We start from the raw sequence: 25512 nt of genomic DNA on the forward strand, positions 1-25512 counted from the left end.
ACGGTTTGGCGAGGGCAGAACCATGAATCTCGCATGGCTGCCGGGGGATCGCTTTCATACCATGACCGGCATCTCACACCAAGAAGAAACACTCTCCACATGCCGACTCTCGCTTCTCCCGCCCAAGCTGCACCCATTGCCGCGCGCCCTCGGCTGCCGCCGCTGCTGTGGCTCTGTCTCGCCGCCACGTGGATGGTCTGGGGCTCGACCTACCTCGCGATCAAGTACGCCCTGATCAGTTTTCCGCCGTTTCTGCAGATGGGCTCGCGCTTCCTGCTCGCGGGCGCGCTGCTGGCGCTCTGGATGCGCTGGCGCGGCGCACCGTGGCCATCGCTCGCGCAGTGGCGCAATGCCTTCGTCGTCGGCGCGCTGATGCTCGGCGGTGGCATGGGCGGCACGGCGAATGCCGAGGTGTCGATCGGCTCGGGGCTGGTGGTGGCGTTCATCGCGGTGATCCCGCTGCTGATTGCGCTGATGAACCTGATCTGGGGCGTGAGGCCGTCGCGGCTGGAGGCCGCTGGTATCGCGCTCGGCCTCGTCGGCGTGCTGATGCTGACGCAGGGCAGCGGTTTCCGTTCCTCGCCCGAGGGGCTGATCGCCATCTGCATCGCCTGCGTCTGCTGGTCGCTGGGCAGTGTGCTGAGCCAGCGCAGCCTGCTGCTGGCGCCCGGCGCGATGGGCTTTGCGAGCGAGATGCTTTGCGGCGGCCTGGTGCTGATGGGGCTTGCCGCGATGTCCGGCGAAACGATGAGCTGGCCGCTGCAGCCCGAAGCGGTCGCCGCGTGGATCTACCTCGTGGTGTTCGGTTCGTTGATTGCCTTCAACGCCTACATGGTGCTGCTCGCGAAGGCGCCTGCTGCGCTGGCCGCGAGCTACACCTTCGTCAATCCGGTGATCGCGATGCTGCTGGGCGTGTGGATCGCCAACGAGACGGTCACTCGCTTCGAGTGGTACGCCGTGGCCGTCGTCTTGGCTGGTGTGCTGCTGATGCTCTTCAAGCGAAGAGCATGAAACTCGATTTCCGCTAACACCGCGGAACCGGCTTTGCCGGGCCGCAGGTGTTGCCCCCGGAAGGGGGGTGGTGGAGCGACACGAAGTGCGCGAAGCCTGGGGGAGAGCTTTTGCTATGCGCCGGGGCGGCGCCACACCGCAAGCGTAGCCGCGAGCAGCCACATGCCGGCTGCGCAACTGCGGTTCATGGCCTTGAGGCCGCGCTGCGAGAGAAAGCGCACGGCCTGCGTGCCGGCCGACGCATAGGCCAGCATCACGCAGGTGTCGAGTGCGACGAACACCGTGCCCAGCAGCAGGTACTGCGGGCCTTGCGGTTTCGCGATGTCGATGAACTGCGGCAGGAAGGCGGCGAAGAACAGCACCGTCTTCGGATTCGACAATGCCACCGCGAGGCTGCGCATCAGTGCCACGCGGCCCTGTGGCCGGACCTCGAGCGGCGACTTGGCCAGCGCCGTGCCGAGGTCGGCGGCCTCGCTGCGCCAGAGCTTGATGCCCAGCCACACGAGGTACGCCACGCCGGCGATGCGGATCGCGTTGAAGAGCCACTCCGAAGCCGCGAGCAGCGAGCCCAGCCCGAGCGCGACGACGGCGATCAGCGTGACGCTGCCGAGCGACGCGCCGGCAATCCCCCAACTTGCACGGCGCATGCCGCCTTCGATGCCGTTGGACAGCGCCAGCAGCATCGTCGGCCCCGGAATCAGGGCCAACGCGAGCGAGGCGACGACGTAGATGAGCAGGGTGTCGAGTGTCATGGCTTGGTGATGGTGGTCGGCGGGCGTTGTCGTTGTTGCGAGGCGGCGCGGGCACGCGCCAGTGCGGCTTCGACGATGGCGCGCTTGCGGGCGCCGGCGTCTTGCAGGGCTTCGGGCTCGGGCGCCTTGTCGGCCAGCCGCGCGTCGGTGTTGCGGTGCCGGCCATGCACCTCGTAGCGGCGCCGCGCGCTGACAGCCTGTTCAGTCGACCAGGCCTGCCAGCCACTGAGGCCGGGCGTCTCGACTTCGAGCGAGATGCAGTCGACGGGGCAGACCGGAATGCACAACTCGCAGCCCGTGCAGTGGGCTTCGATCACGGTGTGCATCCGCTTGTTGATGCCGACGATGGCGTCGGTGGGGCAGGCATCGAGGCACAGCGTGCAGCCGATGCACCAGGCTTCGTCGATGACCGCCATGGCACGCGGGCCTTCGGTGCCGAATTGGGCATCGAGGGGAAGGGCGGCGCGGCCGGTGAGTTGCGCGAGCCGCTCGATGCCTTCGGCACCGCCCGGCGGGCACTGGTTGATACCGGCCTCGCCGCCGGCCACGGCCTGGGCGTAGCTTGCGCAATCCGGGTAGCCGCACCGCGTGCACTGCGTTTGAGGCAGCGCGTCGTTGATGCGTGCGGCGAGCCCGTCCATGGGGTGAAGCTGCGCGCGCTTCAGCGCGCAGTCGGCCTTTTCTTCACGGCCACGCTCGCGGCCTTCTTCACTGGAACTTTCTTGGCCGCGACGGCGGCTGCCTTGCGCTCCGGCTTGATCGTGTCCTCTGCTGCGAGGCCGCCACGGTTGCCGGCACGGCTTTGCGGCTGGTCGTTGGCCGCGATGAACTTCAGCACCTTCGGATAGACCAGTTCGCGCCAGCGGCGGCCGCTGAAGATGCCGTAGTGGCCTGCGCCCTTGACTTCGTAGTGCTCGCGCTTGTCGTCGGCGATGCCGGTGCACAGGCTGTGCGCGGCTTCGGTCTGGCCCGAGCCCGAGATGTCGTCGAGTTCGCCTTCGATCGTGAGCAGGGCGGTGGAATGGATGTCCTGCGGATGCACGCGCTCCACCTGGCCCTTGGGGTTCTTGACGTCCCAGGTGCCATTGACCAGGTTGAACTCCTGGAACACGGTGCGAATGGTTTCGAGGTAGTAATCGGCGTCCATGTCGAGCACGGCGTTGTACTCGTCGTAGAACTTGCGGTGCGCCTCGGCACTGGCGTCGTCGCCCTTGATCAGGTCCTTGAAGTAGTCGTAGTGGCTGCTGGCGTGGCGGTCGGGGTTCATTGCCACGAAGCCGGTGTGCTGCAGGAAGCCGGGATAGACCTTGCGGCCTGCGCCGGGGAAGCCCTGCGGTACGCGATAGATCACGTTGTTCTCGAACCACTCGAAGCTCTTGTTCATCGCGAGGTTGTTGACCGCGGTGGGCGACTTGCGCGCATCGATGGGCCCGCCCATCATGGTCATGGTCAGCGGCAGCTGCTCGCCGCGGCTGGCCATCAGCGACACGGCAGCCAGCACCGGCACGGTCGGCTGGCACACGCTCACCACGTGGCAGTTGCCATATTCGGCCTGCAGGCGGCGGATGAACTCCTGCACGTAGTTGATGTAGTCGTCGAGGTGGAACTCGCCTTCCGACAGCGGCACGAGGCGCGCGTTCTTCCAGTCGGTGATGTAGACCTTGTGGTCCTGCAGCATGGTGCGCACGGTGTCGCGCAACAGCGTGGAGTAATGGCCCGACAGCGGCGCCACGATCAGCACCACGGGCTGGCTCTTGAGCGTCTTGAGAATGTGCGGTTCGTCGGTGAAGCGCTTGAAGCGGCGCAGCTCGCAGAACGGCTTGTCGAGCTCGACGGCCTCCTGGATCACCACATCTTCACCGTCGACCTTCACCGACTTGATGTTGAACTCGGGCTTCTCGTAGTCCTTGCCGAGCCGGTAGAGCAGGTCGTAGCCGGCGGCCATGCGCTGGGCCATGGGCACCTGGCCCCACACGGCGCCCTGGCCGTAGAGCTTGGAGGCCGCCTGGGCGAAGTCCGAGAAGGGCTCCATCAAGGAACGCTGGGCTTCGTAGAGTTGGTAGAGCATCGCTGGTGTAGGAGTGGAATGTTGCGGTGCAATATATATCAGCGCCGTCGGCAAGGTGCAGGGGGCCTTACCCCTACGTAGATCCCCCCGCCGGGACCAATTTCACCAAATGTGAAGGAATTGTCGTGAAACGAATTCCCTCACACTGGCTGACCGTCAGATGACCTTGGCAATCGACGCGCAGACGTAGTCGATGTTCTTGCTGTTGAGCGCGGCCACGCACATGCGGCCGGTGTCGGTGCCGTACACGCCGAACTCATTGCGCAGGCGCACCATCTGGTCCTTGGTCAGGCCCGAGTAGCTGAACATGCCGATCTGCGTGGTGATGAAGCTCATGTCCTGTTTCACGCCGGCAGCCTTGAGGCCGTCGACCAGCTTCTGGCGCATGGCCTTGATGCGCACGCGCATCTCGCCGAGCTCCTTTTCCCAGAGGGCGCGCAGCTCGGCGTTGTTGAGCACTGCCGCCACCACGGCGCCGCCGTGCGTGGGCGGGTTGCTGTAGTTGGTGCGGATGGCGATCTTGAGCTGCGACAGCACGCGGCCCGCTTCTTCCTTGCTTTCGCACAGCACCGACAGGGCGCCCACGCGTTCGCCGTACAGGCTGAAGCTCTTCGAGAACGATGTCGACACGAAGAAGGTCAGGCCGGCATCGACGAACTTGGCGACGGCCGCGCCGTCTTCCTTCAGGCCGTAGCCGAAGCCCTGGTAGGCCATGTCGAGGAAGGGCACGAGGCCCTTGGCCTTGACGGCGGCGACCACCTGGTCCCACTGGGCCGAGGTGATGTCGTAGCCGGTCGGGTTGTGGCAGCAGGCATGCAGCACGACGATGGTGCCGGCCGGCGTCGCGTTCAGGGCGGCCAGCATGCCGTCGAAGTTGATGCCGCGCGTGGCTGCGTCGTAGTAGGGGTAGCTTTCGACTTCGAAGCCCGCGTTGGTGAACAGCGCGCGGTGGTTTTCCCAGCTCGGGTCGCTGATCAGCACCTTGGCGTTCGGGTTGAGCTTCTTCAGGAAGTCGGCGCCGACCTTGAGGCCGCCGGTGCCGCCGATGGCCTGGATGGTGGCGACGCGGCCCGAGGTGACGGGTTCGCTGTCGGCGCCGAAGACCAGCGCCTTCACGGCGTTGTCGTACGCGGCAATGCCGTCGATCGGGAGATAACCGCGCGCCGTGGGCGCTTTCATCATGTTCTGCTCGGCCGCCTGCACGCACTGGAGCAGCGGCAGCTTGCCGTTGTCGTCGTAATAGACGCCGACGCCGAGATTGACCTTGCTGGGGTTGGTATCGGCTGCAAATTGCTCGTTGAGGCCGAGGATCGGGTCGCGCGGTGCCATTTCGACCGCGGTGAACATAGACATGGAAAGGTCCTTTGGGATGAAAGCTGCGCTGTAACCGGAGGAGGCTTTATCCTTTCCGGTTGCCTTGAATTTTACCGGCGCGAGCGCCACCTGTCGGGAACAGCCATGCCAGAGAACAACGAAGCCATAGCAGACCTGAAGAAACTGGACCCGATCGGCCCGGCGAAACAGGGGGAATTCGTCCGCTATCCGGGCTCGCCCTTCGAGCTTTTCCAGCCCTATCCGCCGGCCGGCGACCAGCCGACGGCCATCGAGGGGCTGGTTGAGGGCGTGATCGACGGCGAGGTGTTCCAGACCCTGCTGGGCGTGACCGGCTCCGGCAAGACCTACACCATGGCCAACGTGATCGCCCGGCTGGGCCGCCCGGCCATCGTGTTCGCGCCCAACAAGACGCTGGCGGCGCAGCTCTACAGCGAATTCCGCGAGTTCTTCCCGAAGAACGCCGTCGAGTACTTCGTCAGCTACTACGACTACTACCAGCCCGAGGCCTACGTGCCGCAGCGCGACCTGTTCATCGAGAAAGACTCGTCCATCAACGAGCACATCGAGCAGATGCGGCTGTCGGCCACCAAGAGCGTGCTGGAGCGGCGCGACACGGTGATCGTGGCCACGGTAAGCGCCATCTACGGCATCGGCACGCCCGAGGACTACATGGAGATGCGGCTGATTGCCCGCGTCGGCGACAAGGTCGGCCAGCGCGACCTGATCTCGCGGCTGATCCGCATGCAGTACCTGCGCAACGAGCAGGACTTCGCCCGGGGCACCTTCCGCGTGCGGGGCGACACCATCGACGTGTTTCCGGCCGAGCACAGCGAACTGGCGATCCGCTTCGAACTGTTCGACGACGAGATCGAGTCGCTGCAGCTCTTCGACCCGCTGACGGGGCGCATCCGGCAGAAGGTGCCGCGCTTCACCGTGTATCCGTCGAGCCACTACGTGACGCCGCGCGACAAGGTCATGGCGGCGGTGGAAACCATCAAGATCGAGCTGGGCGAACGGCTCAAGGAACTGGTAGGCGCGGGCAAGCTGGTCGAGGCGCAGCGGCTGGAGCAGCGCACCCGCTTCGACCTCGAAATGCTCGCCGAAATCGGCCACTGCAAGGGCATCGAGAACTACACCCGCCACCTCTCGGGCGCTGCGCCGGGTGAGCCGCCGGCCACGCTGACCGACTATCTGCCGAAGGACGCGCTGATGTTCCTCGACGAGAGCCACCAGATGATCGGCCAGCTCGGCGGCATGTACAACGGCGACCGGGCGCGCAAGACCACGCTGGTCGAATATGGTTTTCGCCTGCCGAGCGCGCTGGACAACCGCCCGCTCAAGCTCGAGGAGTTCGAGACCCGCATGCGCCAGTGCATCTTCGTCTCGGCCACGCCGGCGCAGTACGAGAAGGACCATGCCGGCAACGTGGTCGAACAGCTGGTCAGGCCCACCGGGCTGATCGACCCCGAAGTCGAGGTGCGGCCCGCCACGCACCAGGTGGACGACGTGCTGGGCGAGATCCGCATCCGCGTCGAGAAGAACGAGCGCGTGCTCATCACCACGCTGACCAAGCGCATGGCCGAGCAGCTGACCGATTACCTGGGCGACAACGGCGTGAAGGTGCGCTACCTGCACAGCGACGTGGACACCGTCGAGCGGGTGGAAATCCTGCGCGATCTGCGCCTGGGCACTTTCGACGTGCTGGTGGGCATCAACCTGCTGCGCGAGGGGCTCGACATTCCCGAGGTTTCGCTGGTGGCGATCCTCGATGCCGACAAGGAGGGCTTCCTGCGCGCCGAACGGTCGCTGATCCAGACCATTGGACGGGCGGCGCGGAACCTGAATGGCAAGGCCATCCTGTACGCCGACCGGATGACCGATTCGATGAGGAAGGCCATCGACGAAACCGAGCGCCGCCGCGCCAGGCAGATCGCCCACAACGAAGCCAATGGCATTACGCCGCGCAGCATCGTCAAGCAGGTGCGCGACCTGATCGACGGCGTCTACAGCGAGAAGACCGGCAAGGAAATGGCCAAGCTCGACCTGGAACGCGCCAAGGTCGAAGACATGAGCGAGAAGGACGTCGCCCGGGAAATCAAGCGGCTTGAAAAGCAGATGCTGGAACACGCCCGCAACCTCGAATTCGAGAAGGCGGCCCGGGTGCGCGACCAACTGGCGCTGCTGCGGGAGCAGGCATTCGGGGCGTCGGGCGGCGACAACATCGCGATCCTGCCGCAGTAGGCGGACCGCGCTAGTTCGGAGGTTCGCATTCTTCAAGCGAACCGCGCGGGGGTTTACCCCAGCGCGGTTCAGGGCCTTCTGCTATACTTGAGCGAAATACTCAACAACAAAAAAAGAACTTCGCGATGAAGGACCGACTCCCACCGGCTGGTTCACCAGCGTCAGGGATCGGACAGGGCGGAGACGAAGTCACCGCGGTCCAGGCCACGGTGTCATTTCAACGGTAAGCACTTGAAGGAGCTTGCGATGCGTCTCACTACCAAAGGCCGTTTTGCGGTCACAGCAATGATCGATCTGGCGTTGCGTCAGAACACCGGTCCGGTCACGCTGGCTGCGATCAGCCAGCGGCAGCAGATTTCGCTGTCGTACCTCGAGCAGCTGTTCGGCAAGCTGCGCCGCCACGAGCTGGTCGAGTCGACCCGCGGCCCCGGCGGCGGCTACAGCCTCGGTCGCAAGGCTGCGGATATCACCGTGGCCGACATCATTGTTTCCGTCGATGAGCCTATCGATGCCACCCAGTGCGGCGGCAAGGAAAACTGCCTGGGCGAAGCCGGCCGCTGCATGACGCACGAACTCTGGGCCTCGCTGAACCAGCGCATGGTCGAGTTCCTTGATTCCGTCACCTTGCAGAAGCTGGTCGACGACCAGATCGCCAAGGGCGTGCAGATCGAGAACAAGCCGGTCGTCAAGCGTGCCATCTCGGCGCAGCCGGTGGTCAAGCCGATTCGCGTGAATGCGCCGAATTCGGTGTTCGCCCTCGGCAACGCCTTCGCCAAGTCCTGAGACCTGATTTCCGGCGGCGCCTCCGGGCGCCGGCACGAGCAGCCCAGATCAAGAAACAACCCCCCGCCAGCACGAGCCAGCCATGGACGTAACTCCTCATTTCCCGATCTATCTCGATTACGGCGCCACCACGCCGGTCGACCCGCGTGTGGTCGACGCCATGATTCCCTGGTTGCGCGAACACTTCGGCAATCCGGCATCGCGCAGCCATGCCTGGGGTTGGGAGGCTGAAGAAGCGGTCGAGAAAGCGCGCGGCCAAGTGGCTGAGCTGATCAACGCAGATCCCCGCGAAATCGTGTGGACCTCGGGTGCGACCGAGTCGATCAATCTCGCGCTCAAGGGTGCGGCCCACTTCTACAAGGGCAAGGGCAAGCACCTGATCACGCTGAAGACCGAGCACAAGGCCGTGCTCGATACCATGCGTGAACTGGAGCGCCAGGGCTTCGAGGTCACCTACCTCGACGTCGAGGAAAACGGCCTCGTCGACCTCGAGAAGTTCAAGGCGGCCATTCGTCCCGACACCATCCTGGCCAGCGTGCTGTTCGTGAACAACGAGATCGGCGTGATCCAGGACGTGGTCGCGCTCGGCAATGCCTGCCGCGAAAAGGGCGTGATCTTTCACGTCGATTCGGCCCAGGCCACCGGCAAGGTCGAGATCGACATCACGAAGCTGCCCATCGACCTGATGAGCCTCGCTTCGCACAAGACCTACGGCCCCAAGGGCATCGGCGCGTTGTACGTGCGCCGCAAGCCGCGCATCCGCCTCGAGGCGCAGATGCACGGCGGCGGCCACGAGCGCGGCATGCGCTCCGGCACCTTGCCCACGCACCAGATCGTCGGCATGGGCGAGGCCTATCGCATCGCCAAGCTCGAGATGAAGGACGACATCGCCCATGCACGCAGCCTGCAAAAGCGCCTGCTCGACGGCCTGAAGGACGTTGAACAGGTGTTCATCAACGGCGACCTCGAGCACCGCGTGCCGCACAACCTGAACATGAGCTTCAACTACGTCGAAGGCGAGTCGCTGATCATGGGCATCAAGGGCCTGGCGGTGTCGTCGGGTTCGGCCTGCACCTCGGCCAGCCTCGAGCCCAGCTACGTGCTGCGCGCCCTGGGCCGCAGCGACGAGCTGGCCCACAGCAGCCTGCGCATGACCATCGGCCGTTTCACGACCGAAGAAGAAATCGACTACGCCATTTCGACCATCAAGCACAACGTTGCCAAGCTGCGCGAGCTGAGCCCCCTGTGGGAGATGTTCCAGGACGGCGTCGACATCAGCACGATCCAGTGGTCGGCCCACTGATACAGGGCAGCCCAAGGCTCCACGATTGAACAAAGTTTGAGAGGTACACCATGGCATATTCTTCCAAGGTCATCGACCACTACGAAAATCCCCGCAACGTCGGCTCCTTCGAAAAAGGCGACGATTCGGTCGGCACCGGCATGGTCGGAGCACCGGCCTGCGGCGACGTGATGAAGCTACAGATCAAGGTCAACCCCGAAACCGGTGTGATCGAAGACGCGCGCTTCAAGACCTACGGCTGTGGCTCGGCCATTGCCTCGTCGTCGCTCGTGACCGAATGGGTCAAGGGCAAGACGCTCGACGAAGCGGCTGCGCTGAAGAACGCGCAGATCGCCGAAGAGCTGGCGCTGCCGCCCGTGAAGATCCACTGCTCCATCCTGGCCGAAGACGCGATCAAGGCCGCCGTGAGCGACTACAAGGCCAAGCACGGCGTCAAGACCGCCGAGTCTGCTGCCGAAGCCGTCCACTGACATGGCCGTTACGCTGACCGAAGCCGCTGCGCGACACGTCACCCGCTATCTCGGCAAGCGAGGCAAGGGTGTGGGCGTGCGGCTGGGCGTGAAGACCACGGGCTGCTCGGGCCTGGCCTACAAGCTCGAGTACGTTGACGAGTTCACGCCTGAAGACGTGGTGTTCGAAGACCACGGCGTGAAGGTGCTGGTCGACCCGAAGAGCCTGGCCTACATCGACGGTACGCAGCTCGACTTCGTGCGCGAAGGCCTGAACGAAGGCTTCAAGTTCATCAACCCGAACGAGCGTGATCGCTGCGGTTGCGGGGAAAGCTTTCGCATTTGATGCGTCGTCGCTGAGCGCGACCACAGCCGCCACCATGTCATGTGCTGGCGGTTTTTTCTTGATCCATATGAGCCCCCACGTTCGGCACTTTGTGTCCTCACTGCCCCCCGAGGGGGCGCAGACCGCCTTTGGGGCGGCCCGGCAGGCAGTCTGATGAACCTGAACGACACCGACTTTCAACTGTTTGCCGTCCCGGCGACTTTCGCGCAGGACCGCGCCGCGCTCGACGCGCGCTGGAAAGAACTGCAGCGCGAGGTTCACCCGGACCGCTTTGCCGCGCAGGGCGCCGCGGCGCAGCGCGTGGCCATGCAATGGTCGGTGCGCATCAACGAGGCCTACCAGCGGCTCAAGGACCCGATCCGCCGTGCCAGCTACATCTGCGAATTGCACGATGCGCCGCTGAACACCGAGAACAACACGGCGATGCCGGCGGAATTCCTGATGCAGCAGATGGAGTGGCGCGAGGCGCTGGACGACATCGACAGCACCGCCGCGCTCGACAAGTTGCTGGCCGAGGTCGAAGCTGCTCGCGCACGCGCACTCTCGTCCCTCGACTGGCTGATCGACGAAAAAGGCGACTACCCCGCCGCCGCGCAGCAGGTGAGAGCCCTCATGTTCATTGAGCGCTTCGGACAGGACCTCGAAGCCAAATTCGATCAATTGGGACAATAAGGGCATGGCTCTTCTTCAGATTTCCGAACCCGGCCAGGCGCCCGACCCGCATCAGCGCCGCATCGCCGTGGGCATCGACCTTGGCACCACCCATTCGCTGGTGGCCGCGGTGCGCAACGGCGTGGCCGAATGCCTGCCCGACGACAAAGGCCGCGTGCTGCTGCCTTCAGCGGTGCGCTACCTCGAAGGCGATCGCCGCCAGATCGGCTTCGATGCAGCGGCCGCGCGCGCGCAGGACCCCGCCAACACCATCACCTCGGTCAAGCGGCTCATGGGCCGCGGCCTCGCCGACATCGCGAACCGTGACGCCATGTCGTACCGCATCGGCGGCGACGATGGCGGCATGGTGAAGGTGCACACCTCGGCCGGCGAGAAGTCGCCCGTCGAAATCAGCGCCGAAATCCTGGCCACGCTGCGCTTTCGCGCCGAAGACACCTTCGACGACGAGCTCTACGGCGCTGTCATCACCGTGCCGGCGTATTTCGACGAAGGCCAGCGCCAGGCGACCAAGGACGCCGCGCAGCTGGCCGGCCTCAACGTGCTGCGACTGATCAGCGAGCCTACCGCCGCGGCGATCGCATATGGACTGGACAACGCGAGCGAAGGCGTCTACGCGGTTTACGACCTGGGCGGCGGCACATTCGATATTTCGATCCTGCGGCTCACGCAGGGCGTTTTCGAGGTGATTGCCACGGGTGGCGACTCCGCCCTCGGCGGTGACGACTATGACCATGCTCTGGCCGGCTTGGTGCTTGCCCAGACGGGCCTGCACGCCGACAGCGATGCCGACAAGGCGGCGTTGCTGGTTGCCGCGCGGGCCGCGAAAGAGGCGCTGACCGATTCGGAATCCACCGCATTCCGCGCGGAAGTGGCAGGCGCAGCCGCCAGCCTCGAGCTGACGCGCGAGCAGTTCTACACCGCCACCCAGTCGCTCACCGACCGCACCATCGCCGCCGTGCGCAAGGCGCTGCGCGACGCGAAGCTCAAGCCCGACGACCTGAAAGGCATCGTGCTGGTCGGCGGGTCCACCCGCATGCCGCAGGTCCGGCGCGCCGTTGCCGATTTCTTCGGCCGCGAACCGCTGGTCAACCTGAATCCCGACGAGGTCGTGGCTCTCGGTGCTGCCATCCAGGCCAACCAGCTGGCCGGCAACAACGGTGCGGGCGAGCTGCTGTTGCTCGACGTGATCCCGCTGTCGCTCGGCATCGAGACCATGGGAGGGCTGGTCGAGCGCATCGTGCCGCGCAACCAGACCATTCCGACCGCGATGGCGCAGGACTTCACGACGTATCAGGATGGCCAGACCGCGTTGGCGCTGCACGTGGTGCAGGGCGAGCGCGACCTCGTGTCCGACTGCCGCAGCCTCGCGCGCTTCACGCTGCGCGGCATTCCGCCGATGGTGGCCGGCGCGGCGCGCATCCGTGTGACCTTCACGGTCGATGCCGACGGCCTGCTCAGCGTGAGCGCGAAGGAGCAGGGCAGCGGCGTTGAAGCCAGCGTGGCGGTCAAGCCGTCGTACGGCCTGTCGGACGACCAGATCGCGACCATGCTGCAGGAAAGCTTTTCCACCGCGCAGCAGGACATGCAAGCCCGCGCACTCGTGGAAGCACGCGTCGATGCCGACCGCATGCTGCTAGCCACGCAGAGCGCGCTCGATGCCGACGGCGACCTGCTCAGCGTTGAGGAGCGCGCGGTCATCGACGCATCGATGGCGCAGTTGCGCGAGGCCGCCAAGGGCAGTAACGAGGCCGCCGCCATCGACGCGGCCACCAAGAGGCTGGCCGATGACACCGAGGCCTTCGCCGCCCAGCGCATGAACGCGGGCATTGCGCGCGCGCTTGCCGGGCGCAAGGTCGAATCTCTCTAGAACAACAACATGCCCACGATCAAGATCTATCCGCATCCCGAATACTGCCCGCAAGGCGCCGAGATCACCGCGCCGGCCGGCACCTCGATCTGCGAGGCTCTGCTCGACAACGACATCAACATCGAGCACGCGTGCGAGATGAGCTGCGCGTGCACCACCTGCCACGTGATCGTGCGGGAGGGCTTCAGTTCGCTCAATGAGGCAGAAGAGGGCGAGGAAGACCTGCTCGACCGTGCCTGGGGCCTGGAGCCGCAGTCGCGCCTGAGTTGCCAGTCGATCCTGGCGCAGGAAAATGTGACGATCGAGATTCCCAAATACTCGATCAACCACGCCAAAGAGAATCACTGAAAGAGCCACCGCATGTCGCGCCAGATCGTCCTCGACACCGAAACCACCGGCCTTTCCGCCGAGAACGGCGACCGCATCATCGAGCTCGGCTGCGTGGAGCTCTTCGCCCGCAAGCTCACCGGCAACGACCTGCACATCTACTTCAACCCCGAGCGCGAGAGCCATGAAGACGCGTTGAAGGTTCACGGCCTGACGACCGACTTCCTGCGCGACAAGCCGAAGTTCGCGACGCTGGCCAACGACATCGTTGAATACCTGCGCGATGCCGAGCTGATCATCCACAACGCGGCCTTCGACGTCGGCTTTCTCAACAAGGAGTTCGAGCGCGCCGGATTGCCGCCGCTGCGCACCTTCGTCAGCGAAGTGACCGACACGCTGGCCATGGCCAAGCAGGTCTACCCCGGCAAGCGCAATTCGCTGGATGCGCTGTGCGACCGTTTCGGCGTCGACCGCTCCAACCGCACCTTCCACGGCGCCAAGCTCGACGCGCAGCTGCTGGCGGACGTGTACATCAACCTCACGCGCGGTCAGGATGCGCTGCTGATCGACGTGGCCTCGAACGAGCCCGCGCAAGGTACAACCGTGGTGGCCATCGACCTGAGCCAGTTCGAGCTGCCGGTGATCATGGCGGCCGAGCACGAACTGACCGCGCACGAGGCGGTGTTGGTGCAACTCGACAAATCGAGTGGCGGTCGCACGCTGTTTCGGGAAAACGGCTGAAAAGCTATGGCATAATCTGAGGCTTCGCACAACGCGATACGTTTTCAAGACGCTGAAGGCAAACGGCAGCGTTTCGGGCGGTTAGCTCAGGGGTAGAGCACAGCATTCACACTGCTGGGGTCGGAGGTTCGAAACCTCCACCGCCCACCAAATCAAAAAGCGACCTGGATTTCCAGGTCGCTTTTTTGTTGTGCGTTTTCTTCTGGATCCACTGCGCGCCGAACAGGTCGGGTTCTGCGGGATGCCCGGCGTGCGGCACATGAGCTGTCGGTCCGCACCGACGGCAAGTGCAGCCAAGGGCCGTTTGAACTTTCCATGTCGGAGTTCTAGAACCAATGGGAAAGGAGCGCCACCATGGCCACCCATCCCGACCTTCCGACACCTGTCACACCGGATCTGCCCGTCGAGCCCGACGAAGGGCCGAGCACACCACCCGACGAACCCACCGATCCCGAGCCGCCGCCCTCCGTAAAGTGATTCCACGCGCGGGCCGCGCTAAGCTCGCGTGATGGAAGAAATTGATTGCGCCGTCATCGGCGCCGGTGTGGTGGGGCTGGCAGTGGCGCGCGCCTTGGCGCTCGCCGGGCGGGAGGTGCTGGTGCTCGAATCCGAAGGTGCGATAGGGACGGGCACGAGTTCGCGCAACAGCGAAGTCATTCATGCAGGCATCTACTACCCGCAGGGCTCGCTGAAGGCGAAGCTTTGCGTTGAAGGGAAGGAGTTGCTGTACGCCTATGCGGCGGAGCGCGGTGTGCCGCATCGACGCTGCGGCAAGCTCATCGTGGCGACATCGCCGGGGCAGGCGGACCAGCTCGATGCCATTCGGGTCAAGGCTGCGGCGAACGGTGTCGGCGACCTGGCGATGCTGACCGCGCAGCAGGCCGGCGCGCTGGAGCCGCAGCTGCATTGCGTCGCGGCGCTGCATTCGCCAAGCACCGGTATTGTCGACAGCCATGCCCTCATGCTGAGCCTGCTCGGCGATCTGGAGAACGCAGGCGGCATGCTGGCGCTGAAATCGTCCATCACGCGCGCCGAATGTGGCGCTGGGGCTGTTGTCCTGATCGCGGAGGACGGCACGGCGTTGCGTTGCCGTAGCGTGGTCAATGCGGCAGGTCTCGGTGCCCCTGCGTTGGCGCGGTGCTTCGAGGGCCTGCCGCCTTCGGCGGTGCCCGTGGAGCACTTTGCCAAGGGCAATTACTTCACTCTGTCGGGGCGTGCGCCGTTCGGGCGCCTCGTCTATCCCGTGCCCGAGCCCGGCGGATTGGGCGTACACCTCACGATCGACCTCGGCGGCCAAGCCAAGTTCGGGCCCGACGTGCAGTGGGTGTCCTCGCCTGGCGACCTGGTGGTGGACCCGACGCGCGGCGACGGTTTCTATGCCGAGGTGCGCAAGTACTGGCCCGCGCTGCCCGACGGTGCCCTGATTCCGGGCTATGCGGGGATGCGGCCGAAGATCTCGGGCCCGGGCGAGCCGGCGGCGGACTTCATGATCGACGGACCCGATTCGCATGGCATACAAGGGCTGGTCAATCTCTTCGGTATCGAGTCGCCGGGCCTCACGAGCAGCCTGGCCATCGGCCGGCACGTCGCGCGCCTGCTGGCGGGTGAATGAAGCGCGCTCGTGCGCAATGAAGTCGCATCTCGCACCAAAGTCTGATCATCTGTCGCGCCCGAGGGCCTTTTGTGCCTGTAACATGACAGGACGCCATCGCTGGCGTGAAAGCCGCCGGCGCGGTGCCGGTGTCATCAATGGAGGAAAGATTCCAATGAGTGCATCACAAAATCTTGAAGCAGCGGCCGAAGACATCGCAAGCGACGTGCGCGGCGTGCTGGCAAGCAAGGACCTGGATTCGGTTCCCCACATCAAGGCGCTGCGCCAGCGCATCGACACCAAGCTGGCCATCGCACGCGAACTAGCGGCCGAGAAGAGCAAGCTCGCCGCCAAGAAGGCCCGCGAAGCGGCCAACTCCGCCAACGCCTACGCCCATGACGAACCATGGCAGATCGCCGGTGCTGCACTGGCTGTCGGCGTGTTGGTGGGCCTGCTGCTTGGCCGCCGCTGACCTGAGCATTCGCCGCCGCAGCATCGTTCGCCCGGACATGGCCGGAGCCAGCCCATGAGGCTGTCGTCCCTGTTCGGGCTGAACGCCCGGATTCGCCGGCTGCGCATCGCTGCCGCCGAAGGCGCGCTGGCGGCCGAAGACCGGGTGCAGCTACTGCGCATGGCCTGGGAGGACGAGAAGCAGCGCCTCAAGCTGTTGCTTGTCTTCAGTCTGGCCGTGTTGGGGCTGACCACGGTCACGGTGGCTCTGCTGTCCGTGGCGGTGGTGGTTCATTTCTGGGAAACGCCTCACCGCATCGTGGCCGCATGGTCGGTGGCGGGGGTGTGGATCGTGCTTTGGCTGGCGGCCGCCATCGGCTTGCTGCTGACGCTGCGCAACGCATCCAACAGCTTCGTGCCGGCACGCCGCGAGTTCGAACGCGACTGGGCCTGGGTCCAGGACCGTTTCGGCCTCGGCAAGGACCCTGAGCAGGACGAAGAGGCGCCGCGCCCCCCGCGGCCTGCCACGCGCGAGGAACTGCTGGCGCGCATGGAGCGTCAGCGCGAGCGCATCGCGACGTTGCAGGGTGGACGCGAGCAGGCTCAGCCGGTCGGCGGTTCAGGCGAGGGTGAAGCGCCTCCGCCCAACGAATCGGCGGCCGCCGCGGCACTGCGCATTGCGCGTGCGCATCCGGTGGCTACCGGCGTCGTTGCTGCGGCCGCCGTGGTGGTGATCCGGCCGAAGCGCCTGCTGCGTTGGGCCGCGGTCATCGCGCCAATACTCTGGCGCATGCGCTGAAAGAGACGAAGAAAGAAGCTCAGGCCTGGCTGCGATCCCGCAGCAGCGCCTGGGCGGCTTCGCGCACCAGCGCAGGGCCGCGGTAGATCAGGCCGGTGTAGATCTGCACCACGTCCGCACCCGCGGCGATCTTGGCCTTGGCATCGGCTGCGCTCAGGATGCCGCCGACCCCGATGATCGGAAAACCCGAACCGAGCGCCGCACGCAACTGGGCGACAACGCGGTTGCTGGCCTCGCGCACCGGCGCACCCGACAGTCCGCCCGCTTCATCCGCATGCGGCAGGCCCTTGACCGCATCGCGCGCGAGCGTGGTGTTGGTGGCGATCACGCCGTCCATGCCATGGCGCTTCAGCGTGGCGGCGATCACCGCCACCTGGGCCTCGTCGAGATCGGGGGCGATCTTCACGAACAGCGGGGAGCGCTTGTTGTGGCGCGCGGCCAGCGCCTCGCGCCGTTCGGCCACCGCGCCGAGCAGCGCATCGAGCGCCTCATCGCTCTGCAGCGTGCGCAGGTTGGCGGTGTTGGGGCTCGAGATATTGATCGTCACGTAGTCGGCGTGCGGGTATACGCCGTCGAGGCAGAGCAGGTAGTCGTCCACCGCGCGCTCGATCGGCGTGGCGGCGTTCTTGCCGATGTTCAGGCCCAGCAGCATCGGCGACGTGGTGCCCGTGCCGGTCTTGCGGAAACGCGCCTTCTGCACATTGGCCAGGAAGGCGTCGAGCCCTTCGTTGTTGAAGCCGAGCCGGTTGATCAGCGCATCGCGCTGCGGCAGCCGGAACATGCGAGGCTTGGGGTTGCCCGGCTGCGCCTTCGGCGTCACCGTACCGACTTCGACGAATCCGAAGCCCATCGCGGCGAAGGCGTCAATGCAGCGGGCGTTCTTGTCAAGCCCGGCCGCCAGGCCCACGCGGTTTGGAAAGTGCAAGCCGGCGAGCTGGATCGGGTCGTTCACGCGCGGTGCCGAATAGGCGCAGGCCAGCGGCGTGTTCTGGGTGCGTGCCAAGCCGTCCAGCGTGAGTTCATGGGCGTGCTCGGGGTCGAAGCCAAACAGGAAAGGGCGGGCCAGGCCGTAGAGCGAAGAGGGCATCAGCAGGGGCATCGGATAATTCTGAACTTCTATGAGCCAAGGATTCTCCGCGATGACCGCACCCGCCACCCCAACCCCTCTTTCTCAGGATGAACTCAAGGCCCAGGTCGGCCTTGCCGCGCTGGCCTACGTGGTCAAGGGCGAGATCGTCGGCGTCGGAACCGGCTCCACGGTGAACAAGTTCATCGACGCGCTGGCCACCATCAAGGACGAGATCAAGGGCGCTGTCTCCAGCTCGGTAGCTTCGACCGAGCGCCTGCGCGCACTGGGTATCCCGGTGTTCGACAGCAACGAGGTGGAAGAACTGGCTGTCTACATCGACGGCGCCGACGAAATCGACCACCGCGGCTTCATGGTGAAGGGCGGTGGCGCCGCGCTCACGCGCGAAAAGATCGTGGCGGCGCAGTCGCGCAAGTTCATCTGCATCGCCGATGCGTCCAAACTGGTCGACGCGCTGGGCGCGTTTCCGCTGCCCGTGGAGGTGATTCCGATGGCCGCGCGCCGGGTGATGCGCCAGTTCGCGAGCATGGGTGGCATCGCCCAGGTGCGCGAGAAGGACGGCCTGCCGCTGGTTACCGACAACGGTCAGCACATCGTGGACGTGACTGGCCTGCGGATCACCGATCCGCTGGCCTTCGAGTCCGAGGTGAGCCAATGGCCTGGCGTGGTGACGGTGGGTGTCTTTGCGCACCAGAAAGCCGACGTGTGCCTGCTGGGTACCCCGACGGGCGTGAAGACGATGCAGTTCGCCCGATGATCCGCGGCCGCGAACGCGGCCTGGGTCAGAACTTGATGCCGGCCGGGTTGCTTGGGGTCGGTTCGCTCGAGGCGGGAGGCGGCGACGCGGGCTGCGCAGCCGGTGCCGCAGGGGCCCGGGTTGCGGGTGCTGCCTGTTGCGCGATCAGTGGCCGCGCCAGGCCGTTGCGATAGCCCGCGGGCAGGCTGTTGCTCTTGGGATAGCCGGCCGCGTCGAGGTACTGCGACCACTCGGCATCCGAAAAGCCCTTGAGCTGCTGCGATCCGATGGTCAGCAGCGGCAGCGAACTCTGGCTGCTCAGGCGCTGTAGCGCCTGGACTTCCTCGTTGCTCTTGACGGTTCGCTCTTCGAACGGGATGCCACGCGTGACAAGCAGCGAGCGTGCCGTGCTGCAGGGGCCGCATTCGTCGCTGCTGTACAGGGTGACGGGGTAGCGCTGCGCCACCTGCCGCAATTCATACGGCAGGCCCGCATTGGCGGGCGTGGTGACGCCGCCCTGCGGCCCCGAAGCCGCTTCGGTGCTGGCGGTCGGAGCGCGATCTGAAAAGGTGACCTTGCCGTTTTTGTCGACCTGGCGGTAGATGGGCTGTGCCATCGCGCCCGCGGCAACGAGCGCAAGGGCGAGGCCGCTCAGGCGATGCAGTGAGAGTTTGTGAATCGGATGCATCGCCCGAGTATCGCAAGCTTCAGCGCCGCATCAAACGGGCTGGGGCTCCGCCATACCCTGATGTCGCAGCAGCGCATCAAGCTGGGGCTCGCGGCCGCGGAAGGCCTTGAACGAATCCATGGCGCTGCGGCTGCCGCCGGCCTCCAGGATGGCCTGGCGGTACTTGCGGCCGGTCTCGATGTTCGGCTCGCCGTCGGCGCCCACGGTTTCCTCGAAGGCCGCGTAGGCGTCGGCACTCAGCACCTCGGCCCACTTGTAGCTGTAATAGCCGGCCGCGTAGCCGCCCGAGAAGATGTGGCTGAAGGTATTCGGCGTGCGGCTGAACGGCGGCGAGGGCATCACGGCCACCTCGGCGCGCACCTTGCCGAGCAGCGCCATCACATCGCCGGGCTTGGCCGCCGCTGCGTGGTACTCGGTATGCAGCAGCATGTCGAACAGCGAGAACTCGATCTGGCGCAGCGTCTGCAGGCCGCTCTGGAAGTTCTTGGCGGCCGTCATCTTGTCGAACAGCGCGCGCGGCAGCGGCTCGCCGGTGTCGACGTGGGCGGTCATGTGCTTGAGCACGTCCCACTCCCAGCAGAAGTTCTCCATGAACTGGCTCGGCAGCTCGACCGCGTCCCACTCGACACCGCTGATGCCCGAGACGTCGCGCTCGTTCACCTGCGTGAGCATGTGGTGCAGGCCGTGGCCGAACTCGTGGAAGAGGGTGGTCACGTCGTCGTGCGTGAGCAGCGGCGGCTTGCCGTCGACGCCGCTGGCGAAGTTGCACACCAGCTGCGCAACCGGCGTTTGCAGCACGCCGTTGTCGGGGCGTAGCCAGCGGGCGCGCACATCGTCCATCCAGGCGCCGCCGCGCTTGGCGGCGCGCGCGGAGGGGTCCAGGTAGAACTGGCCGACCTTCTGGCCGGCGCGCTCGATGCGATAGAACTCCACGCTCGGGTGCCACGTGGGCGCCGAGTCGCGGCGGATCGACACCTCGAACAGCGTCTCGACGATCTTGAACAGCCCGGCCATGACCTTCGGCGCGGGGAAGTACTGCTTTACCTCCTGCTCGCTGAAGGCATAGCGCGCTTCCTTGAGCTTCTCGCCGATGTAGTTCCAGTCCCAGGGTTGCGGGTCGGTGATGCCCAGCTGCTCCGAGGCGAAGACTCGCAGGTCGGCCAGGTCGCGCTCGCCATAGGGCTTGGCCTTGGTGGCGAGATCGCGCAGGAACTTGACGACTTGCTCGGGCGATTCGGCCATCTTCGGCACGACGGACAGCTCGCCGTAGTTCCTGTAGCCCAGCAGCTTCGCTTCTTCCTCGCGCAGCGCGAGGATCTCCGTGATGAGCGCCGTGTTGTCGAAGGCGGCATCGCCGAATTCGCTGGCGCGCGTGACGTAGGCGCGGTAGAGCTTCTCGCGCAGCGCGCTGCTCCTGGCGAACTGCATCACCGGCAGGTAGCACGGCATCTTGAGCGTGAGCTTGTAGCCTTCCTTGCCCTCGGCTTCGGCGGCTGCGCGAGCGGCGCTCACGACGTCCTCGGGCACGCCCTCGAGATCGCCCAGCGAGGCGTAGTAGGCAAAGGCATCGGTCGCGTCGAGTGCGTTCTCGCTGAACTTCTGGCTCAGCTCGGCCTGGCGCTCCTGGATGTCGGCGAAGCGCTTCTTGGCGTCGCCCTGCAGTTCGGCGCCGCCGAGCACGAAGTTGCGCACGGCGTTCTTGTGCGCCTGGCGCTGCTCGGGGTTGAGCGTGGCCGGATCGATGGCCTTGTATTTGGCGTACAGGCGCTCGTCGGAACCCAGGCGGGTCCAGAACGCGGTGACGCGCGGCATGGCCTCGTTGTAGGCAGCGCGCAGCTCCGGCGTGTCGGCCACGGCATTGAGGTGGCCGACGGCACCCCAGGCGCGGCTGAAGCGTTCGGAGGCCACGTCGAGCACCCTGGAGATCGCGTTCCAGTCGGCCGGGAATTCGGACGCCGTTACCGTCTGCAGCGCGGTCTCGGCATCGGCCAGCAGGGTGTCGACCGCGAGCGACACATGCTCGGGCCTGATGCGATCGAACAGCGGGAGATCGGTGAAGTCGAGGAGTGGGTTGTTCGTGGTGGCCATGGAAATCACTTGGCGGCGCGTTCCGCAGCTTCAAGGGTATTGACGAGGAGCATGGCGCGGGTCATCGGGCCGACGCCGCCCGGCACGGGGGTGATCCAGCCAGCCACTTCCTTCACGCTGTCGAAATCGACGTCGCCGGCCAGCTTGCCGTCGGCCTTGCGGTTCATGCCGACGTCGATGACCACCGCTCCGGGCTTCACCATGTCGGCCGTCAGGAGATCGAGCTTGCCCACGGCAGCCACGATCACGTCGGCCTGCCGCGTGATGGCGCCGAGGTTTTGCGTGGCGCTGTGGCAGATGGTCACGGTGGCGCTCTTGGCCAGCAGCATCATGGCCATCGGCTTGCCGACGATGTTGCTGCGGCCGATGACCACCGCGTGCTTGCCGCGCAGGTCGTAGCCGATGGATTCGAGCATCTTCATGCAGCCGTGCGGCGTGCAGGGCCAGAAGCCGGGTGCGCCGGTCATCAGCGCGCCGGCGCTGGCGACGTGGAAGCCGTCGACGTCCTTGGCGGGCGAGATCGTCTCGATGACTTTCTGGCTGTCCATGTGCTTGGGCAGTGGCAGCTGAACCAGAATGCCGTGCACCTTCGGGTCGTCGTTGAGGGCGCGGATGCGGGCCAGCAAGTCAGCTTCGCTCAGGTCGGCGGGGTAGGTCTCGAGCGTGGCCTGCAGGCCGGTCTCGGTGCTGTCGTTGACCTTGTGCTTCGTGTAGACCTGGCTGGCCGGATCGCTGCCCACCAAGATGATGGACAGTGCCGGGTTCACGCCGCGCGCCTTCAGCGCGGCGGTGCGGCCGGACACCTCGGCACGAATGGTTTTGGCGAGGGCGTTGCCGTCGATCAGTTGGGCGGTCATCGGTTTTGATTTTCCAAGTAAAAACGCCCGCTTGCGCAGGCGTGGGGAAGGTGCGTGGCTATCGGCGGGATAGCTGCGGCTCAGGAGGCCTTGGCCGTGGGGGCCGCTTGCCCGAGCGCTATCTTGAGCAGATCGGCCACAGTGTTGGCGTTGAGCTTTTCCATGATGTTGGCGCGATGCGCCTCGACCGTCTTGATGCTGATGCCGAGGTCGTCGGCGATCTGCTTGTTCAGGCGGCCGGCGACGATGCGTTCGAGCACCTGCGCCTCGCGGCCCGTGAGCTTGGACAGCAGCGCATCGCGGCTGGCCGACTGCTGGTGCTGCGTGAAGGCGCCGCGCGCATGTTCGAGCATGCGCTCGACCAGCGTGACGAGCTCTTCGTCGTTGAAGGGCTTCTGGATGAAATCCATCGCGCCCTTCTTCATGCTGTCGACCGCCATCGGCACGTCGCCGTGGCCGGTGATGACCACGATCGGCAGCGGGGAGCGGCGTTCGATCAGGCGATCCTGCAGTTCGAGGCCGGTCATGCCGGCCATGCGGATGTCGACGATCAAACAGGCGACTTCGCGCGGGTCGTATCGGGAGAGAAAGGATTCGGCGGAATCGAAACAGCGGACTCTGTAGTCCTTGCCCTCGAGCAGCCATTGCAGCGAATCGCGTACGGCTTCGTCGTCGTCGACGACATAGACCGTGCCCTTCTTCGGAATCAAACTCATGCAGGTACCTTTGCCTCGTCGCTAGCTACGGAACTGATAGCGTCCAACACCGGAATCCAGAAGGAAAAACGGCATCCGATCACATCCGGGCCATTGTAGATGTTCTCCGCCTGCATCCGGCCGCGGTGCGACTCGACGATGGTGCGGCACAGATTGAGCCCGATGCCCATGCCCTCGGGCTTGGTGGAGAAGAAGGCTTCGTAGAGCCGGTCCATCACTTCCGGAGCGAGCCCCTTGCCCGTGTCCTGCACCGAGAACTCGATGGCGTTGTGGCCTTCGATGACCTTGGGCAGCACGCGCAGCTCGACGCTGCGGCGCGCCAGCGGGCGCTCGGCGATGTCGATGGATTCGGCCGCGTTCTTCAGCAGGTTGACCATCACCTGTTCGATGAGGATCGGGTCGACGCGCACCACCGGCAGCCGCGCGGCCACGTAGTGGTTCAGGCGCACGTTGCGCCGGCGCAACTCGATGCCTGCCAGCTCGACCGCCTCGCTCACCATGGTGGCCACGTCGGCCGGCGTGCGGTTGGGTTCGCTGCGCTTCACGAAAGAGCGGATGCGCTGGATGATCTGGCCGGCGCGCTGGGCCTGCTTCGACGTTTTCTCGAGCGCGGCGAGCAGCGCGTCGTTGTCGATCGATTGGCCCTTGATGCGCGACATCATCCCGTTGCAGTAGTTGGTGATGGCGGTCAGCGGCTGGTTGAGCTCGTGGGCCACGCTGGAGGCCATCTCGCCCATCGTGATGAGTCGGCTCGCAGCCTGGGCCTTGTCGGCCTGAGCGGCGGCCTGCTCCTCGGCGTCGCGGCGCGGCGTGATGTCGGTGGCGATCACCAGCTGCGCGAGGCGGCCGTCGACCCATGTCAGGTAGCGCGAACGCACTTCGAGCCATTTGCCGAGGTGCGGCACGAAGATTTCGTTGTTGGCCGCCTGCGCCGCGGTGAGCGTGTCGATCGGCAGGCCCGCGTACGGATCGACGTCGTCGAGGCCCTCGTCGTGCGCATTCGAGGCTGGCACACCTGCCTGCGCGACCATGCCCAGATGGCCCACGGTGTCGGAGCCGAACCAGAGTCGGTACAGCTTGTTGGCGAACAGCAGTTCCTCGCTGCCGATGGGCGCGACGGACACGGCCGCATCGAGCGCTTCCAGCACGGTGGTGAAGCGTTCGTACGAAGCCGACAACTGCTCGCGGATGCGCGTGGGCTCGGTGATGTCGGTCATCGACGTCATCCAGCCGGTCTGGTGGCCGCGCGCGTCGATCAGCGGCGACACGTAGAGCCGGGCGTTGAACACGCTGCCGTTCTTGCGCTTCACGCGCACCTGGAAGCCGCCGGGCAGGGCGCGGCCATGCAGCTCTTCTTCCAGGCGCTCGTTCATCACTTCGCGGTCGGATTCGAGCCAGTAGGGGAAGGGCGGCGACTGGCCGACGAGCTCGGCCTCGCTCCATCCGGTCATCGCGCAGAAGGCGGCGTTCACGTAGGTGATGCGGCCCTGCAGGTCGAGCACGCGCATGCCGGTCAGCATGGAGTTCTCCATGGCGCGGCGGAAATTGGTTTCTGCGACCAGCCGCTGCTGTGCCTGCAGCCGCCGCCGCGTGTGCCGCCAGGTGCCGATGAGCATCCAGCTCGTGAGCACGCTGAGCGCGCAGACCAGCCAGAACAGCCCGTTGCCGACCACGCCCTGCGAGGTGCGGTAGGCCTGCGCCCGCAGCACCAGAGCATTGCCCACCGGGGACACCGGCACTTCGTATTCGTTGGTCCGCTCGGTCCAGGGCAGCAGGCGCGTGCCGCCTTCCTTCAGGGTGGTGGTGTTGCCCGCGATCGCGTGGCCCTTGGCGTCGAGCAGCGACACCGCATAGCGCGCCTGTACTTCGGACGGCATGCCGTAGCGCAGCAGCCCGTCGACCGAGAACTCGCCAAGCACGACGCCTGCGAACAGGCCTTGATCGAAAAGGGGGATGTGCAGCTGCAGCATCGCAGGGGGGTCGCCCCCGGCCACGGGCTGCGAATACACCGGCTGGCGCAGCTCGCGGGCCAGCGCATAGTTGCTCTCGATGTCGCCGGGACGCAGCACGTCGCCGATCAGGTGCTGCTGGGCCGGGTGCACGCTGGGCGCCGCATAGCCGGCCTTGAAGCGGCGGCGGTCGTCGATCCAGGTGATGGTCTGCAGCTCGGGGAACTGGCTCACCAGCGACTCGGCTCGGCTGGTGAATTCGACTGGGTCGATCTCGCGGTTGGAAGCGTCGCGCGCGATGCGCATCAACTGCTCCTGCCGTTCCAAAAGCCGCAGGCGCATGCGCTGCTGTGCGTATTCGACGTCGCGGCGTACCGACTCCTGCTCGCGCTCGACTTCCTCGGTGCGCAGGTACCAGAAGGCGGACACGATGGCGGCAAGAAACAACAGCACGGCCGCCATCGGCGCGAGCATGGCGACTGCGTCCTGCAGCACCGGCGTCTGCCGGCGCCACCACCTGCGCCACCAGGACAGGGGCGAGGCATTCACGGCACTGCGGGCAACTGCCAGCGGAGAGGAAAAAGGCATGGTCCGAGTTTAGGTGAAGCCCTTCGGAAACGACGGCAAAGCAACGTCGGCCCGGGCTTGCGCGCGGT

25 protein-coding genes and 1 tRNA gene are annotated in these 25512 nt (G+C 65.7%); 16 read left to right on the forward strand and 10 right to left on the reverse strand.

Going from position 1 to position 25512, the window contains the following annotated elements:
- The first annotated feature begins 99 nt into the window (after positions 1-99).
- Positions 100-1011, forward strand: coding sequence for an EamA family transporter (locus ACCD11_RS16165; RefSeq protein WP_413314656.1), 912 nt, complete (start codon positions 100-102; stop codon positions 1009-1011).
- Between the two features lie 113 nt (positions 1012-1124).
- Here the strand turns inward: ACCD11_RS16165 and ACCD11_RS16170 are convergent, their stop codons facing one another.
- The 4 genes from ACCD11_RS16170 to ACCD11_RS16185 form a co-directional block, all read right to left on the reverse strand.
- Positions 1125-1763, reverse strand: coding sequence for a LysE family translocator (locus tag ACCD11_RS16170; RefSeq protein WP_413314657.1), 639 nt, complete (start codon positions 1761-1763; stop codon positions 1125-1127).
- Positions 1760-2404: an RnfABCDGE type electron transport complex subunit B gene (locus tag ACCD11_RS16175; RefSeq protein WP_413314658.1), complete on the reverse strand. Its 645-nt coding sequence runs from the start codon at positions 2402-2404 to the stop codon at positions 1760-1762. The genes ACCD11_RS16170 and ACCD11_RS16175 overlap by 4 nt, the downstream gene beginning before the upstream one ends.
- 20 nt (positions 2405-2424) lie before the next feature.
- The gene (locus ACCD11_RS16180; RefSeq protein ID WP_007828179.1) at positions 2425-3831 is read right to left on the reverse strand and encodes a polyhydroxyalkanoate depolymerase; all 1407 of its coding nucleotides are present in this window, start codon (positions 3829-3831) and stop codon (positions 2425-2427) included.
- 156 nt (positions 3832-3987) lie between these two features.
- A complete protein-coding gene (locus ACCD11_RS16185; protein ID WP_413314659.1) occupies positions 3988-5184 on the reverse strand; it encodes an amino acid aminotransferase in 1197 nt (398 codons plus the stop codon).
- A gap of 105 nt (positions 5185-5289) precedes the next feature.
- Here ACCD11_RS16185 and uvrB point away from each other — a divergent pair, with 105 nt between their 5' ends.
- From uvrB to ACCD11_RS16255, 14 genes are all read left to right on the forward strand, one after another.
- On the forward strand, positions 5290-7407 hold the full coding sequence (gene uvrB, locus ACCD11_RS16190; protein ID WP_413314660.1) for an excinuclease ABC subunit UvrB: 2118 nt from the start codon (positions 5290-5292) through the stop codon (positions 7405-7407).
- Between the two features lie 246 nt (positions 7408-7653).
- Positions 7654-8190 (forward strand): Fe-S cluster assembly transcriptional regulator IscR, encoded by a 537-nt coding sequence (gene iscR / locus ACCD11_RS16195; protein ID WP_007828186.1) that lies wholly within the window; start codon positions 7654-7656, stop codon positions 8188-8190.
- 82 nt (positions 8191-8272) lie between these two features.
- Entirely contained in the window at positions 8273-9493 is a 1221-nt protein-coding gene (locus ACCD11_RS16200) for an IscS subfamily cysteine desulfurase (RefSeq protein WP_007828187.1), read from the forward strand.
- A 50-nt stretch (positions 9494-9543) separates the two neighbouring features.
- Positions 9544-9963, forward strand: coding sequence for a Fe-S cluster assembly scaffold IscU (gene iscU / locus ACCD11_RS16205; RefSeq protein WP_007828189.1), 420 nt, complete (start codon positions 9544-9546; stop codon positions 9961-9963).
- A 1-nt stretch (position 9964) separates the two neighbouring features.
- Positions 9965-10288, forward strand: coding sequence for an iron-sulfur cluster assembly protein IscA (gene iscA, locus ACCD11_RS16210; protein WP_007828190.1), 324 nt, complete (start codon positions 9965-9967; stop codon positions 10286-10288).
- 153 nt (positions 10289-10441) lie between these two features.
- The gene (hscB, locus tag ACCD11_RS16215; RefSeq protein WP_413314662.1) at positions 10442-10960 is read left to right on the forward strand and encodes a Fe-S protein assembly co-chaperone HscB; all 519 of its coding nucleotides are present in this window, start codon (positions 10442-10444) and stop codon (positions 10958-10960) included.
- A gap of 4 nt (positions 10961-10964) precedes the next feature.
- Entirely contained in the window at positions 10965-12827 is a 1863-nt protein-coding gene (gene hscA, locus ACCD11_RS16220; RefSeq protein ID WP_413314663.1) for a Fe-S protein assembly chaperone HscA, read from the forward strand.
- A 9-nt stretch (positions 12828-12836) separates the two neighbouring features.
- The gene (gene fdx / locus ACCD11_RS16225) at positions 12837-13175 is read left to right on the forward strand and encodes an ISC system 2Fe-2S type ferredoxin (RefSeq protein WP_106934216.1); all 339 of its coding nucleotides are present in this window, start codon (positions 12837-12839) and stop codon (positions 13173-13175) included.
- Positions 13176-13187: 12 nt separating this feature from the next.
- Complete coding sequence (gene dnaQ / locus ACCD11_RS16230) at positions 13188-13895, forward strand: DNA polymerase III subunit epsilon (protein WP_413314664.1); 708 nt, start codon at positions 13188-13190, stop codon at positions 13893-13895.
- A 75-nt stretch (positions 13896-13970) separates the two neighbouring features.
- A tRNA-Val gene (locus tag ACCD11_RS16235) sits at positions 13971-14045 on the forward strand.
- Positions 14046-14249: 204 nt separating this feature from the next.
- Complete coding sequence (locus ACCD11_RS16240; RefSeq protein ID WP_007828195.1) at positions 14250-14372, forward strand: hypothetical protein; 123 nt, start codon at positions 14250-14252, stop codon at positions 14370-14372.
- A 31-nt stretch (positions 14373-14403) separates the two neighbouring features.
- Positions 14404-15507 (forward strand): NAD(P)/FAD-dependent oxidoreductase, encoded by a 1104-nt coding sequence (locus ACCD11_RS16245; RefSeq protein WP_007828197.1) that lies wholly within the window; start codon positions 14404-14406, stop codon positions 15505-15507.
- Positions 15508-15661: 154 nt separating this feature from the next.
- Positions 15662-15958 carry a glycine zipper domain-containing protein gene (locus tag ACCD11_RS16250; RefSeq protein WP_007828200.1) on the forward strand — a complete coding sequence of 99 codons (297 nt, stop codon included), beginning with the start codon at positions 15662-15664 and terminating at the stop codon, positions 15956-15958.
- 54 nt (positions 15959-16012) lie between these two features.
- Entirely contained in the window at positions 16013-16735 is a 723-nt protein-coding gene (locus ACCD11_RS16255; protein WP_413314665.1) for a phage holin family protein, read from the forward strand.
- Between the two features lie 19 nt (positions 16736-16754).
- Here ACCD11_RS16255 and ACCD11_RS16260 read toward each other — a convergent pair whose 3' ends face one another.
- Positions 16755-17834, reverse strand: coding sequence for a quinone-dependent dihydroorotate dehydrogenase (locus tag ACCD11_RS16260; RefSeq protein ID WP_413314666.1), 1080 nt, complete (start codon positions 17832-17834; stop codon positions 16755-16757).
- 40 nt (positions 17835-17874) lie between these two features.
- On the opposite strand from ACCD11_RS16260, the gene rpiA reads away from it, so the two are divergent.
- Positions 17875-18579, forward strand: a complete 705-nt coding sequence (gene rpiA / locus ACCD11_RS16265) for a ribose-5-phosphate isomerase RpiA (protein WP_007828206.1) — start codon at positions 17875-17877, stop codon at positions 18577-18579.
- A gap of 25 nt (positions 18580-18604) precedes the next feature.
- Here the strand turns inward: rpiA and ACCD11_RS16270 are convergent, their stop codons facing one another.
- The 5 genes from ACCD11_RS16270 to ACCD11_RS16290 all read right to left on the reverse strand — a co-directional run bounded on the left by ACCD11_RS16270 (position 18605) and on the right by ACCD11_RS16290 (position 25444).
- Positions 18605-19246: a glutaredoxin family protein gene (locus ACCD11_RS16270; protein WP_007828208.1), complete on the reverse strand. Its 642-nt coding sequence runs from the start codon at positions 19244-19246 to the stop codon at positions 18605-18607.
- A gap of 30 nt (positions 19247-19276) precedes the next feature.
- Positions 19277-21334 carry a M3 family metallopeptidase gene (locus ACCD11_RS16275; protein ID WP_413314667.1) on the reverse strand — a complete coding sequence of 686 codons (2058 nt, stop codon included), beginning with the start codon at positions 21332-21334 and terminating at the stop codon, positions 19277-19279.
- Between the two features lie 5 nt (positions 21335-21339).
- Positions 21340-22191, reverse strand: coding sequence for a bifunctional methylenetetrahydrofolate dehydrogenase/methenyltetrahydrofolate cyclohydrolase FolD (gene folD, locus ACCD11_RS16280; RefSeq protein ID WP_413314668.1), 852 nt, complete (start codon positions 22189-22191; stop codon positions 21340-21342).
- 80 nt (positions 22192-22271) lie between these two features.
- Positions 22272-22907 (reverse strand): response regulator transcription factor, encoded by a 636-nt coding sequence (locus ACCD11_RS16285; protein WP_007828214.1) that lies wholly within the window; start codon positions 22905-22907, stop codon positions 22272-22274.
- A complete protein-coding gene (locus tag ACCD11_RS16290; RefSeq protein WP_413314670.1) occupies positions 22904-25444 on the reverse strand; it encodes a PAS domain S-box protein in 2541 nt (846 codons plus the stop codon). Before ACCD11_RS16290 ends, ACCD11_RS16285 begins: the two co-directional genes overlap by 4 nt.
- Positions 25445-25512 lie beyond the last annotated feature (68 nt).

The organism is Variovorax sp. Varisp36 (assembly GCF_047304235.1).
Classification (GTDB): domain Bacteria; phylum Pseudomonadota; class Gammaproteobacteria; order Burkholderiales; family Burkholderiaceae_C; genus Variovorax.